13 protein-coding genes are annotated in these 12,567 nt (G+C 45.1%); all 13 read left to right on the top strand.

Going from position 1 to position 12,567, the window contains the following annotated elements; genetic code table 11:
* Positions 1-55: 55 nt before the first annotated feature.
* The 13 genes from NLX67_RS11415 (at position 56) to urtE (ending at position 12,520) form a co-directional block, all read left to right on the top strand.
* Entirely contained in the window at positions 56-1,105 is a 1,050-nt protein-coding gene (locus NLX67_RS11415; protein WP_254311831.1) for a galactitol-1-phosphate 5-dehydrogenase, read from the top strand.
* Positions 1,106-1,108: 3 nt separating this feature from the next.
* A complete protein-coding gene (locus tag NLX67_RS11410; RefSeq protein WP_254311830.1) occupies positions 1,109-2,140 on the top strand; it encodes a zinc-binding dehydrogenase in 1,032 nt (343 codons plus the stop codon).
* Positions 2,141-2,319: 179 nt separating this feature from the next.
* Positions 2,320-3,174: a MurR/RpiR family transcriptional regulator gene (locus NLX67_RS11405; RefSeq protein ID WP_046180086.1), complete on the top strand. Its 855-nt coding sequence runs from the start codon at positions 2,320-2,322 to the stop codon at positions 3,172-3,174.
* A 186-nt stretch (positions 3,175-3,360) separates the two neighbouring features.
* The gene (gene murQ / locus NLX67_RS11400; protein ID WP_254311829.1) at positions 3,361-4,254 is read left to right on the top strand and encodes an N-acetylmuramic acid 6-phosphate etherase; all 894 of its coding nucleotides are present in this window, start codon (positions 3,361-3,363) and stop codon (positions 4,252-4,254) included.
* A gap of 16 nt (positions 4,255-4,270) precedes the next feature.
* Positions 4,271-5,617: a PTS transporter subunit EIIC gene (locus tag NLX67_RS11395; RefSeq protein WP_254311828.1), complete on the top strand. Its 1,347-nt coding sequence runs from the start codon at positions 4,271-4,273 to the stop codon at positions 5,615-5,617.
* A 52-nt stretch (positions 5,618-5,669) separates the two neighbouring features.
* Positions 5,670-6,719 carry a DUF871 domain-containing protein gene (locus tag NLX67_RS11390; RefSeq protein ID WP_254311894.1) on the top strand — a complete coding sequence of 350 codons (1,050 nt, stop codon included), beginning with the start codon at positions 5,670-5,672 and terminating at the stop codon, positions 6,717-6,719.
* A 77-nt stretch (positions 6,720-6,796) separates the two neighbouring features.
* On the top strand, positions 6,797-7,063 hold the full coding sequence (locus NLX67_RS11385) for a phosphocarrier protein HPr (RefSeq protein ID WP_254311827.1): 267 nt from the start codon (positions 6,797-6,799) through the stop codon (positions 7,061-7,063).
* Between the two features lie 79 nt (positions 7,064-7,142).
* Positions 7,143-7,454: an iron-sulfur cluster biosynthesis family protein gene (locus tag NLX67_RS11380; protein WP_254311826.1), complete on the top strand. Its 312-nt coding sequence runs from the start codon at positions 7,143-7,145 to the stop codon at positions 7,452-7,454.
* A gap of 393 nt (positions 7,455-7,847) precedes the next feature.
* The gene (urtA, locus tag NLX67_RS11375; protein WP_254311893.1) at positions 7,848-9,059 is read left to right on the top strand and encodes an urea ABC transporter substrate-binding protein; all 1,212 of its coding nucleotides are present in this window, start codon (positions 7,848-7,850) and stop codon (positions 9,057-9,059) included.
* Positions 9,060-9,119: 60 nt separating this feature from the next.
* On the top strand, positions 9,120-10,022 hold the full coding sequence (urtB, locus tag NLX67_RS11370; RefSeq protein WP_046180093.1) for an urea ABC transporter permease subunit UrtB: 903 nt from the start codon (positions 9,120-9,122) through the stop codon (positions 10,020-10,022).
* 14 nt (positions 10,023-10,036) lie between these two features.
* A complete protein-coding gene (urtC, locus tag NLX67_RS11365) occupies positions 10,037-11,101 on the top strand; it encodes an urea ABC transporter permease subunit UrtC (protein ID WP_254311825.1) in 1,065 nt (354 codons plus the stop codon).
* Positions 11,076-11,828: an urea ABC transporter ATP-binding protein UrtD gene (urtD, locus tag NLX67_RS11360; RefSeq protein ID WP_254311824.1), complete on the top strand. Its 753-nt coding sequence runs from the start codon at positions 11,076-11,078 to the stop codon at positions 11,826-11,828. Before urtC ends, urtD begins: the two co-directional genes overlap by 26 nt.
* Positions 11,822-12,520 carry an urea ABC transporter ATP-binding subunit UrtE gene (gene urtE, locus NLX67_RS11355; RefSeq protein WP_254311823.1) on the top strand — a complete coding sequence of 233 codons (699 nt, stop codon included), beginning with the start codon at positions 11,822-11,824 and terminating at the stop codon, positions 12,518-12,520. The genes urtD and urtE overlap by 7 nt, the downstream gene beginning before the upstream one ends.
* Positions 12,521-12,567: the final 47 nt, after the last annotated feature.

Raw genomic sequence — 12,567 nt, 5'->3', positions numbered from 1 at the left:
GACACCTGACAGCGCTTATGCCTGTCAGGTGACTTTTTAGCAAGGAGGCCACGCGATGAAAGCAGCCGTACTGCATGCGAAAAATCAGTTTGTTTACGAAGAAGTGCCAATCAATCCTTGTGGAGAACAGGAAGTAAAAGTGAAGGTCATGGCAGCAGGCATCTGCGGATCAGATACACATAAGATGACGAGTGAATGGAAGTATCCACTGCCTGCCATTATGGGTCATGAGTTTTCAGGCTGGGTCATAGAAAAAGGGGCCGGCGTGACGAATGTTGAGCTTGGCGACCGGGTAACGGTCATTCCATTTGTCCCTTGTTATCAATGTGAACATTGCGAACGTGGGGATTACTCTTTATGTGAAGACCACGGCATGATTGGCTCGAAATCATTCGGCGGTTTTGCGGAGTACGTGAATGTGCCGGTATCGAACATTTTGCCGATTGGCGATATGGACTTTGAGGAAGCGGCAATGATCGAGCCGCTGGCCGTCGCCTTACATGGTGTATTAAATATTGAACCGCGCCTCGGTGACACAGTGGCTGTGTTTGGCACCGGAACGATCGGCCTTCTTGTTATTCAATGGTTGAAAATCGCAGGAACGAAAATCATTGCAATCGATATTTCTGATGAAAAGCTGGCAGAAGCGAAGCGATTTGGATGTGAATATGTGATTAATCCGCTTCAGGACAATTTGGAAGAGAAAATCGCTGAATTTACAAACAGAAGCGGCGCTGATATTGCGATGGAATGCGCCGGCTCTAAAATTACGCAGGAGCAGTGTCTTTTAGTGACGAAGAAAAAAGGCAAAATCGGCTATCTTGGCATTGCGTATCAGGATGTGCTTTTGTCCCAGCGGGCATTTGAAAATATTTTCCGCAAAGAATTGAAGTTGATGGGGTTTTGGAATTCGTATTCCGCTCCTTTTCCAGGCGAAGAATGGACAAAAAGCGTCGATTACATTTTAAACGAGCGCATTCAGCTGAAAGAAATGATTTCGCACCGTTTTCCGCTTCAAGAGACACAAAAAGCTTTTAATATGATGATTAACCGAGAAGAAACATATGGAAAAGTATTAATCCTGCCCAATGGAGAGGAGTCCTAATCAATGAAAGCAGTTATGAAAAAAGCACCCGGCTATGACAACATGGAGCTTGAGCAGATTGAAGAGCCGAAGGCAGCAGGGGATCTTGTTAAGATTAAAGTGGTTTATACAGGAATTTGTGGAACAGATATGCACACCTTTTCAGGACAGTACCCCAATTCGAAAACACCGGTTGTGCTCGGCCACGAATTTTCCGGAACGGTTGTCGAAGTTGGTGAACGTGTAACCAAAGTGAAGGTTGGCGATCGGGTAACAAGTGAAACGACCTTTGAAACATGTGGAGAATGTGAATACTGCCGTGAGAAGGATTACAATTTATGCAGCAATCGCAAGGGAATTGGGACCCAAGTAAACGGAAGCTTTGCGGAATATGTCATTTCCCGTGAAGAAAGTTTACATAAACTTCCGGAGAATGTTAGCTTTAAAGCAGCATCATTGACAGAGCCGCTTGCGTGCTGTGTACATGCGGCGCTGGAAAAAACAATGATCCAATCAAGCGACAAAGTGCTTGTTTTCGGACCAGGACCAATCGGATTGTTGCAATGTCAGGTGATTAAAGCGCAAGGAGCGTTTGTCATTTTGGCGGGGATTACGAAAGATCACAAACGTCTCGAGCTCGCAAAATCGCTTGGTGTGGATGTCGTGGTAGACGTTCAAAAGGAAAATCTTGAAGAAGTTGTGATGAAACATACCGATGGGTACGGGGTCGATAAATTATTTGAATGCTCTGGTGCCGTTCCTGCATTAAATCAAGGGTTGCCACTTGTGAAAAAGAAAGGCACCTTTGTACAGGTTGGCATTTTTGCGGATAAAATAAACCCGCTTGATCAAGAATCCATCATTCAGCGGGAAATCACGTATGTGGGCACACGCTCCCAAAAGCCAAGCTCCTGGCCGCTTGCTTTGAAGCTTTTAGCAGATGGAAAGATTGATGTCGACAAAATGGTCACGAAGGTTGTACCGCTTGAGCAATGGAGGGACGGATTTGAAGCCGTTCGCGCCGGGGATCAAATTAAGGTGATCGTTAAGTCGTAATCAACCTTGTTTCACTCAATTAATTCCATTATTTTACAAAAAAAGTAAAAAATAAAAGCAGGACTGTGACGAAAGCAGTCCTGCTTTTTGCTGAACTTTCAAGTAACTGTCATTTCGATGATTGACGCTTTTTGAGCCTGTCCGATAAGATATAAAGGACAGATTCAGGAGGACAGGGTATGAGCGAGACATCGATTCTGAAAAAAATAGACCGGCAAAGCGATAAAATGAGCGGGGCGGAACAAAAAGTGGCAGCCTTTATTTTGGACAATGCTCATCTGATTCCAACGATGACAACAAAAGATTTGTCGGGAAAAGCAGGTGTCAGTGAAGCAACTGTGATTCGCTTTTGCAAAACGATCGGCATCGGGAGCTATAAATCATTTAAATTGACGCTTGTGAAAGAGCTGTCAAACACCTCGATCAGCGTGAATGATTTTTCGCTGCTTCAGTCAAGGGATTCGCCATATGAATTATTTAATAAAGTAACCCATGTGAACCGCGGAGCGCTTGAAGCAGCTGTCTCGGCGCTTGATAAGCGTGAATTGAATAAAGCGATTGAAGCGCTGCTTGAAGCGAACACGATTTTATTTTACGGAGTGGGCGGTTCGGCAGCGGCAGCGGTTGACGGGCATTACAAGTTTGCAAAGCTTGGCTTCCATGCGATGATGACGCTTGATTTCCACTTTATGCTCTCCATCGCGTCTCACTTGAAAAAAGGAGACGTCTTTATTGCCATTAGTACATCCGGCAAAACAAAAGACGTCCTGGAGCTTGCCCGCTTTGCAAAAACGAGAGAGGCGACGGTAATGGCGATTACAAACGTCGGCAAATCACCGCTTTATAAAGAGGCGGACATTGTACTTGGCACACCGATGGTTGAGCATGAAAACCGCATCGGCAGTATTGCATCAAAAATGGTTCAAATGAATATGATTGATGCTCTTTATGTAGGAACGTTCCACCGGATTGGTTCCTCTGTGGAAGAGCCCTATAAAAAAGCGAGTGAAGCAGCAGCCCGATTGAAAAGATAATCGGGCTGTTTTTTAGAATAAAAAAGAAATTTTATTTCATTAAATTTAATAAAAAAATTGTATTTTTATTTCACTGGCGTATAATTAAAGAATCAAAGGCTAATTGCGCGACTTCCTGTCGTAACGCCTTTGTGCCTGCGTCGTGCGGGCCCAAATTAAACGTTTCAATAGGAAAGAGTGAAGAAGATGCTGAATATAAGCAACTTAACAACAGAATCAAGAAATGGTGCGACGATGCATCTGGATAATATGTCGATCGATGAATTTTTATCCGTTATGAACGCGGAAGATTCGAAAGTAGCTCAGGCGGTTAAACAGGAGCTGCCGGTGATTCGTAAAGTTGTCATTGCGGCGGTAAACGCATTCCGGCAAAAGGGACGGCTTATTTACATTGGGGCCGGAACGAGCGGGCGTCTCGGTGTGTTAGATGCAGCGGAATGCATTCCGACATTCGGCACGCCGCCGGGTATGGTAAGATGTGTCATTGCCGGCGGCCAAAAAGCGATTCAATCTGCTGTGGAAGGCGCGGAAGACAATGAATTGCTTGCAAAAGTGGATTTAAGTCAGCTACAGATTGGCCCGCGGGATATGATTATTGGCATTTCGGCAAGCGGCCGGACGCCGTATGTAATCAGCGGATTAAAATACGCGAAAAAACATGGTGCTATGACGGCGAGTATTTCGTGCAACAAGCGGGCAGTAATGAGCCGCTTTGCGGATTTATCCATTGAAGTGGACGTTGGACCAGAAGTATTGACGGGATCGACGCGCTTAAAAGCAGGCACGGCGCAAAAGATGATGTTAAATATGATTTCCACTGCGGCAATGATTGGTATTGGCAAAGTGTACAAAAATTTAATGGTCGATGTGCAGCCGACCAATGAAAAATTAATTGAGCGTTCAAAAAGAATTATTGCCGAAGCGGCGGAGATTGATCTATTATTGGCAGAACAGTATTATAAAAAAGCAAACGGTCATGTAAAAAAAGCAATTGTGATGGCGTTATTGAAATGTGACCTGCCGACAGCGGAAAAAAAGCTGGCAAAGTCGAGTGGTGTTGTAAGAAGCGCATTATATTAAAGTGGAGTGAATCGGCGTGATTAAAGAAAAGCAAATGGCAATCAGCATCTTAAAACATGCCGGTGGAAAAGAAAACATTCGCCTCGTTACTCATTGCATGACAAGGCTCCGTCTTGATTTGCGCGATTGGAATAAAGCGGACACTGAAAAAATAAAAGAAGTCCCTGGCGTAATGGGGATTCACGAAGATGAAACCCTTCATATTATCATTGGGCCAGGCCAGGTAAATAAAGTAGCGACGGAATTAACAGGATTAGCCGGCGGTGGGGAAATGAGTGTCAACGCGGAAGACAGGCAAGCGGCAACCCGCTTAAAAAATGATACACCTATCAAACGCCTGCTTAGAAAAATTGGAAACATTTATATCCCGCTTATTCCAGGCGTTGTGGCCTCGGGTATTTTGACAGGAATAGCTAACTTTGCGAAAAATGCGGGTGTCGATCCGGAAACGCTTTGGATGAAGCTGCTGCTGTTTATCGGCAGCGGCATTTTTACATATCTTGGTGTGCTGGTCGGATGGAATACAGCAAAAGAGTTTAGGGGAACGCCAGTACTGGGTGCCATTGCGGGAATGCTCATTATCAATCCGGCTTTGGCGGACTTAACGATTTTCGGTAAAGCGCTCGTTCCGGGACAGGGAGGCTTTTTTGGCATTATGCTGGCTGCCTGGTTGATGGTGGTCGTAGAGCATTCCATTCGAAAAGTTATCCCTTCCGCTGTCGATATTTTATTCACGCCGCTTTTAACGGTGCTGCTTGTAGGGATGCTGACATTGTTTTTGATCCAGCCGGCCGCCGGGGTTTTATCCGGCTTCGTTACAGGCATGATCGGATCTGTTTTGGAAGTTGGCGGCTTTGTCGCCGGAGGTCTGCTGTCAGGCTTTTTCCTGCCGGTCATTTTGGTAGGGCTTCATCATGGCCTGACACCGATTCATATGGAGCTGATTCATACGCTGGGCCATACACCGCTTCTGCCGATTTTGGCGATGGCAGGCGCCGGACAAGTCGGTGCCGCTTTAGCGGTGTATATAAAAACGCGTAATGAGCGCCTTCGTACAATTATTAGAGGGGCGCTGCCGGTCGGGTTTCTTGGTATCGGTGAGCCGCTTCTATATGGAGTAACCCTTCCGCTTGGACGGCCGTTCATGACAGCTTGTATGGGCGGTGCGGTCGGAGGTGCTTATCAGGCACTTGTTCGGACGGCCTCATCCGGAATTGGCGTTTCTGGTCTTTCGTTAATGCCCCTCATTGCAGATAATAAATATATTTTATATTTAATCGGTTTGCTTATGGCATATGCGGCCGGCTTTTTGTTTACCTATTTATTTGGCTTTACAGAAGAGATGGCTGATAATATAGATTGAATCAAACCGTGGATAGTGTGTTTCTGCGGTTTTTTGCATGGAGGTGGATGGTGTGTTTGGTGTTTCTGTTTACTTAAACAAAGATATAGGGAAAGAAGAGCAGGATTATTTGGAAAAGGCTAAACGGAATGGGTTTCAATCTGTGTTTACCTCGCTGCATATTCCGGAAGACGATGCGTCTAGGCTGCGCAGCCGCTTTCAGTCATTAGCCCGCATTTCTGAAAAGCTTGGCCTGGCACTGGTGGCAGATGTTTCTTCGTCTTCTTTACATGTGATCGGCTCTTCATTTGAACGGGCAGAAGAACTGATCGAATGGGGGGTGACGGGTCTGAGAATGGATGACGGGATTGCGCCTGATCAGATTGCTCGTTTATCCCACATCATGAAGGTGGCCCTCAACGCCAGTACATTGCGTCAGGAAGAATGGGATGAACTCATTCAACATGGAATAAACGTTTCGAATGTGGAGGCCTGGCATAATTTTTATCCCCGTCCGGAAACGGGGCTCGGAATAGATTATATGAAAGCAAAAAACGAGTGGCTTCGTTCTCTCGGCTTAACGGTTATGGCGTTTGTGCCGGGAGACAGCCGAAAACGGGGACCTCTTTTCGACGGGCTGCCTACATTGGAAAAGCATCGGCAAGTATCGCCATTTGTATGTGCGCTTGAATTAACGAATCACCTTCATGTGCAAAAAGTCTTCGTTGGGGATCCACACCTGTCAAACGAAGGACTAAGACAGTTTTCTTTTTACAACGAAGGATGTATCCCGTTACGGGCGGCTGCTTATACGGATATATCTCATTATAGGAATGTGCAGACAAACCGGCCGGACCCGGCGCGTGACTGCATTCGTTCCAGCGAATCGCGTCAAATGAGCGGTGCGCCGCCAGAACCCTTTCATACTATAGCTCGGAAAAAGGGAACTGTAACTGTCGATAATCAGCACTATTTGCGCTATGCGGGTGAACTGCAAATTACACTTCGTGACTTGCCGGCGGATGAAAAAGTAAACGTAATCGGCCGCGTGACAGAAGAAGATTTGCCGCTTTTAACATATGTCGGACCGCGCCAATCCTTTTTGATTGATTGGGATGTATAACTATAGTAGTATTTGAGTGCGCTTTATTTTATAATAAGGATAGTGTCTAATTTTAACGATAAAGGAGTTTTTTTATCATGGCAGAAAAAACATTTACAATTACAGACGAAACAGGTATCCACGCCCGTCCGGCTACAGTACTTGTGCAAACAGCTTCAAAATTCAGTTCAGATGTAAATCTTGAGTATAACGGTAAAACTGTTAATTTGAAATCAATCATGGGTGTTATGTCTCTTGGGATTCCAAAAGGCGCATCTATTAAAGTAACAGCTTCTGGTTCTGATGAAGAGCAAGCAGTTGACGCTGTAGGCGAAACAATCAAGTCTCAAGGTCTTGGCGAATAATTTCGTTAAAAAAATCACCGAATTTATTTCGGTGATTTTTTTTGTCCTTTTTGGGGAAAAGAATAGGGAGGTGACTAATATGAACATTGATGTAAAGCCCGCCGCAGCGGCAGAGCTGAAAAAGGTTGAGTACAAGGAAAATGAAGGGGTCCGGATTGAATCGATTTTTATCGGCAGCTGCTCCATTGCATCCGAATATCATTTGAAAATTGACCAGAAAAAAGACAACGACGATCTGTTTATCGTGGACGACATTCCGCTGCTCGTTTCAAAAGTAAGCCAGGAAAATCTTCATGAACACATTTCACTCGACTTTAATCCTGCTATGGGATACAAATTGACGTCTGCGGAAGAAACGTATCGCTATAATTTAAAATTAGAACGGGCGTAAAGAAACCTTCATGTTATGAAGGTTTCTTTTTTTATGTGAGATTATCTAACAAAAACTCACACAAATGCACCGAAAAAGACGAATATAATGGTAGATCAGATATGGAATAGTCGCTTTTTAAACCCTTTTTAAGCATTTTATAAAAAAAATACTTAAAAAAGGAGGAAAACAGTGAAAAGAATTTTTTCCATATTTCGTTTTCTTACATAACCAACTATTGGGGGTTCAGGAAGGGGGAACGTAAAAAAACTACTCACGATAATGAGAAAGTTGTTTTAGAAACAAGTATATACAAATCTGTTTATGCACTATTTTCTTTATAACATAAGTTGAAAATCATGATTGAGGGGTGTTTATATGACAGTGCTGAGAAAATTATGGAGTAAACAAACAATGATTGCGGCGATTTCAGCTGCTGCGCTTACGCTGAGTGGTTGTGCAGCGTCAAATGCTTTAAATGAAGAAGAAGATACACCAGCTGCTGATACGGGAGATACGGTCAAGGTCGGTGTGCTGCATTCATTGAGCGGTACAATGGCGATCAGTGAAGTATCACTGCGGGATGCAGAATTAATGGCCATTGAAGAAATTAACGCAGAGGGCGGCGTTCTTGGCAAGCAGATTGAACCGATTGTCGAAGATGGAGCTTCGGACTGGCCGACATTCGCCGAAAAGGCGAAAAAGCTTTTGCAGAAAGATGAAGTAGCGACTGTTTTTGGCGGCTGGACATCCGCGAGCCGAAAGGCGATGCTGCCAGTATTTGAACAGAATAATGGTCTGCTCTGGTATCCGGTTCAGTACGAAGGGATGGAATCATCACCAAATATTTTCTATACAGGTGCCACAACAAATCAGCAAATCGTGCCATCTGTTACATGGCTTCTTGAAAATAAAGGGAAATCATTTTTCTTAATCGGATCTGATTATGTATTCCCTCGTACAGCAAATAAAGAAATTAAAGCACAGCTTGAAGCAGAAGGCGGTACGCTTGTCGGTGAGGAATATACACCGCTTGGCCATACGGATTACAGCACGCTGATCAGCAAAATTAAAGAAGAAAAGCCAGAAGTCATTTATAACACGCTGAATGGAGACAGCAACGTTGCTTTTTTCAAGCAACTAAAAGATGCAGGAATTACAGCGGATGACATTACGGTTCTTTCTGTCAGTATTGCAGAAGAGGAAATTCATGGTATCGGAACAGATATTTTAACCGGGCATTATGCGGCGTGGAACTATTTCCAAACAACAGACACGCCGGAAAATGAAAAATTCGTCGCAGCTTACAAAAAAGCATATGGCGATGACCGCGTGACAGGTGATCCGATTGAAGCAGCATATAATGCCGTTTATTTATGGGCAGCTGCTGTTGAAAAAGCAGAATCATTTGATGTCGACGCCGTGAAAGAAGCAGCAGGCGGCATTGAATTTAAAGCACCGGGCGGCACCGTAACGATTGATGGCGACAACCAGCATACGTACAAAACAGTTCGTGTCGGCGAGATTCAAGCAGACGGCCAGTTTAAAGAAGTATGGAATTCAGGGGAGCCTGTTAAACCAGATCCGTATTTAGAAACATACCCTTGGGTAGAAGGCTTAAATTAACCGGGACAAATAAGGGAGGAAAACTTCTCCCTTATTTGTTTTTAAAAAGGAGTGAACAGCATGGCAGTCGTCATCACACAGCTATTTAACGGGATCAGCCTCGGGTCGATCTTGCTTCTTATTGCGCTTGGACTGGCCATTACATTTGGCTTGATGAATGTGATTAATATGGCACACGGTGAGTTTATTATGGCTGGTGCGTATACAACATACGTGGTCCAGCAGGCATTTTCACATTATGTTCCGGCCTCTTTATTTAATTATTATTATGTTGCGGCAATTCCGCTCTCATTTTTAATTGGTGCCCTGCTCGGATTTATTCTTGAAAAAACACTTATTCGCTTTTTGTATCACAGACCGCTCGACAGCTTGCTTGCTACATGGGGTGTTAGTTTAATTTTGCAGCAAGTCGCACGGTCCATTTTTGGCGCACCAAACGTGGCAGTAACATCACCAACATGGCTTGACGGTGGTTTAACCATTGCTGGAGCAGTGCTTCCGTACAAACGTTTATTTATTATTGCACTTGTAACAATTTGCATGGTGTCCCTCTATTTATATCTTGATAAAACAGCAGCCGGCCGCAAAATGCGGGCTGTTACGATGAACCGCAGCATGGCATCAAGTCTTGGTGTTTCAACTAAAAAGGTAGATGCAACAGCGTTTGCGATCGGCTCAGGTCTCGCTGGGGTTGCTGGATGTGCGCTGACCGTCCTTGGCCCAATTGGTTCAACAATCGGCACATACTATATTGTTGACGCGTTTATGATTGTTATTTTAGGCGGGATTGGAAGCTTGATTGGTACGGTTTTCGGAGCACTTAGCGTCGGCATGCTGGGAACGATCGCCGAATTTTGGAGCGGTGCTTCTATGGCGAAGGTCATTGTATTTGTTGCTATTATTGCGTTTTTACAATTTAAACCGGCTGGACTGCTTTCCGCACGTACACGGTCATTAGAATAGGAGGGAGCGGAAAAATGGATAAGAAAAAACTTGGCTGCTGGCTCTTTTTTATCGCGCTGTTTTTAGGCCCTCTTTATTTAACAGAATTTCGGCTGGCGCTGATGGGTAAATTTTTATGTTTTGCTATTGTTGCTCTTGGCATCTGCCTTATCTGGGGGTATACCGGCATTTTAAGTCTCGGTCATGGGGTTTACTTCGGTATTGGCGCGTATTGCACAGCTATGTATTTGAAGCTTGAATCGTCAAATGGCCAGCTTCCGGATTTTATGGAATGGAGCGGCGTATCAGCCCTTCCGGCATTTTGGATACCTTTTTCTAATCCGGTTTTTGCGCTGGGAGCATCCTTGATCGTTCCGGCCCTTCTTGCGTCCATGCTCGGATTTTTAACATTTAAAAACCGGATTAAGGGAGTTTATTTCTCTTTAATCAGCCAGGCTGTTGTCGTCGTATTTGTGACACTCTTTGTTGCAAAGCAGGACTGGACCGGCGGCACAAATGGATTAACGAACTTCACCACATTTCTTGGTTTTTCACTGGCATCCCCGCTTGTGCAAATTGCCCTGTACATGCTGACAGTTATCATACTTGGCCTTTCGTTTGCTTTGGCCGCCCGTTTGACAAACAGCCGCGCGGGACGGGTATTATCCGCCGTGCGGGACGGGGAAAACAGAGTCCGCTTTTTAGGATTTAACCCGACTTCCTATAAAGTCTTTGTTTACAGCCTCTCAGCCGCGCTTGCGGGTCTTGCGGGCACACTATTTGTCCTGCAGGTCGGTCTTATTTCCCCGGCAATGATGGGAATTATTCCTTCTATTGAAATGGTGTTGTGGGTAGCCGTCGGCGGCCGGCATTCGTTAATTGGCGCCATTTTAGGAGCGGTGATCGTTAACAGCGCCAAAAGCTTCTTCAGCGAAACGTATCCAGATATATGGTCCATCTTTTTAGGGCTTCTTTTCATTATTGTCGTGATGTTCTTGCCGAATGGCATTGTCGGCGCCTTTGAGTCGTGGAACGAAAAACGAAATAAAGCGAAACAAAAAGGAGGAACTGCCGATGCAGCCGATTCTGTCGTGTCGTGATGTGCGGGTTTCATTTAATGGGTTTCAGGCACTTCAAGGTGTTGATTTGGAAGTGAAGCCGCAAGAAGTCCGTTTTTTAATCGGACCGAACGGCGCGGGAAAAACAACGCTGCTAGATGTAATCTGTGGGAAAACAAAGGCGAGCGACGGCGACGTATTATACCGCCAGGTGGAAAACATTCGCAAGCTGCAAGAGCATGAGATTGTTCGTCTTGGTATTACGCGTAAATTTCAAGCTCCTTCCATTTTTGCGAATTTGACTGTGTGGGAGAACCTGGAGCTTTCGCTAAAACAGGAACGGGGTCTCTGGTCTGTCATGCGGGCCAAAATGACAGGTGAAGGTAAAGAAAAAATGGAAGCAATGCTAAGTCGGATTGGCTTAATGGATCAGCGCCATCAGTTAGCAGGCATGCTTGCACATGGGCAAAAACAATGGCTCGAAATCGGCATGCAGCTTATGCAGGATCCAGAGATTTTACTGCTGGATGAGCCGATTGCGGGGATGAGCAGCACCGAGCGCCATAAAACGGGGGAACTTATTCATGAAATTTCAACGGCCTGCTCCGTCCTAATTGTAGAGCATGATATGGAGTTCGTCCGGAATTTTTCAAAGCAAGTGACCGTCATGCATGAAGGCAAGGTTCTTTGTGAGGGAACGATGTCGGAAATTCAGCAAAATGAACAGGTGGCAGAAGTATACCTCGGAAGGAGAGAAAGCGCATGTTAACAGTTCAATCAATCCGGGCGGGATACGATGAAAGCATGGTTTTAAATAATGTGTCTATTCAGGCGGAAATTGGGAAGGTAACAGCGGTGCTTGGACGGAACGGTGTCGGGAAGTCTACACTTATTAAAACGATTGCTGGTCTGCTTAAGCCAGCAGCTGGATCGATAGAGTGGATGGACGAAAGAATTGAAAAAAAGGCCCCAGAACTTCGGGCAAGAAGCGGCATTGCGTATGTGCCGCAAGGACGAGAAATTTTCCCCTCCTTAACAGTAGAGGAAAACCTGCTGCTCGGACTTGAAGCCTTGCCAAAGAAAGAGCGACATGGCCTGCCGGATCAAATATTCGAGTGGTTTCCGGTACTCCGTGAGATGGTGCACCGCAAAGGCGGCGACCTGAGCGGCGGCCAGCAGCAGCAGCTGGCGATTGCGAGAGCGATCGTCGGCAAACCGAAAATGCTTCTCCTGGATGAGCCGATGGAGGGAATCCAGCCGTCTATTGTGCAGCTCATTCAAGATGTGATCATCAAGATTGCATCAAGTCAGGAGATGGGGATTATTCTAGTGGAGCACAGCCTTGACCTTGCGTTTGCATGTGCCGATTATTACTATATTTTGGATCACGGAACGGTCGTAAGCGAAGGTGTAACAGATACGACGCATAAAGATATTGTAAAACAACATTTAGTGGTCTAAAAACAGTAAGAAGGATAAAAAATCCTTCTTTTTTTATACGCAAATGT

The sequence above is a fragment of the Domibacillus sp. A3M-37 genome, from assembly GCF_024213455.1.
GTDB lineage: Bacteria > Bacillota > Bacilli > Bacillales > Domibacillaceae > Domibacillus > Domibacillus tundrae.
Note: the sequence above shows the minus strand (reverse complement) of the source record. Positions and strands in the feature narration are given on the sequence as shown.

Excerpts from the sequence above, each read along its gene's own strand:
- NLX67_RS11415 (WP_254311831.1), top strand. The coding sequence starts at position 56 with ATGAAAGCAGCCGTACTGCATGCGAAAAATCAGTTTGTTTACGAAGAA.
- NLX67_RS11410 (WP_254311830.1), top strand. The coding sequence starts at position 1,109 with ATGAAAGCAGTTATGAAAAAAGCACCCGGCTATGACAACATGGAGCTT.
- NLX67_RS11405 (WP_046180086.1), top strand. The coding sequence starts at position 2,320 with ATGAGCGAGACATCGATTCTGAAAAAAATAGACCGGCAAAGCGATAAA.
- murQ (WP_254311829.1), top strand. The coding sequence starts at position 3,361 with ATGCTGAATATAAGCAACTTAACAACAGAATCAAGAAATGGTGCGACG.
- NLX67_RS11385 (WP_254311827.1), top strand. The coding sequence starts at position 6,797 with ATGGCAGAAAAAACATTTACAATTACAGACGAAACAGGTATCCACGCC.
- NLX67_RS11380 (WP_254311826.1), top strand. The coding sequence starts at position 7,143 with ATGAACATTGATGTAAAGCCCGCCGCAGCGGCAGAGCTGAAAAAGGTT.
- urtA (WP_254311893.1), top strand. The coding sequence starts at position 7,848 with ATGATTGCGGCGATTTCAGCTGCTGCGCTTACGCTGAGTGGTTGTGCA.
- urtB (WP_046180093.1), top strand. The coding sequence starts at position 9,120 with ATGGCAGTCGTCATCACACAGCTATTTAACGGGATCAGCCTCGGGTCG.
- urtC (WP_254311825.1), top strand. The coding sequence starts at position 10,037 with ATGGATAAGAAAAAACTTGGCTGCTGGCTCTTTTTTATCGCGCTGTTT.
- urtD (WP_254311824.1), top strand. The coding sequence starts at position 11,076 with ATGCAGCCGATTCTGTCGTGTCGTGATGTGCGGGTTTCATTTAATGGG.
- urtE (WP_254311823.1), top strand. The coding sequence starts at position 11,822 with ATGTTAACAGTTCAATCAATCCGGGCGGGATACGATGAAAGCATGGTT.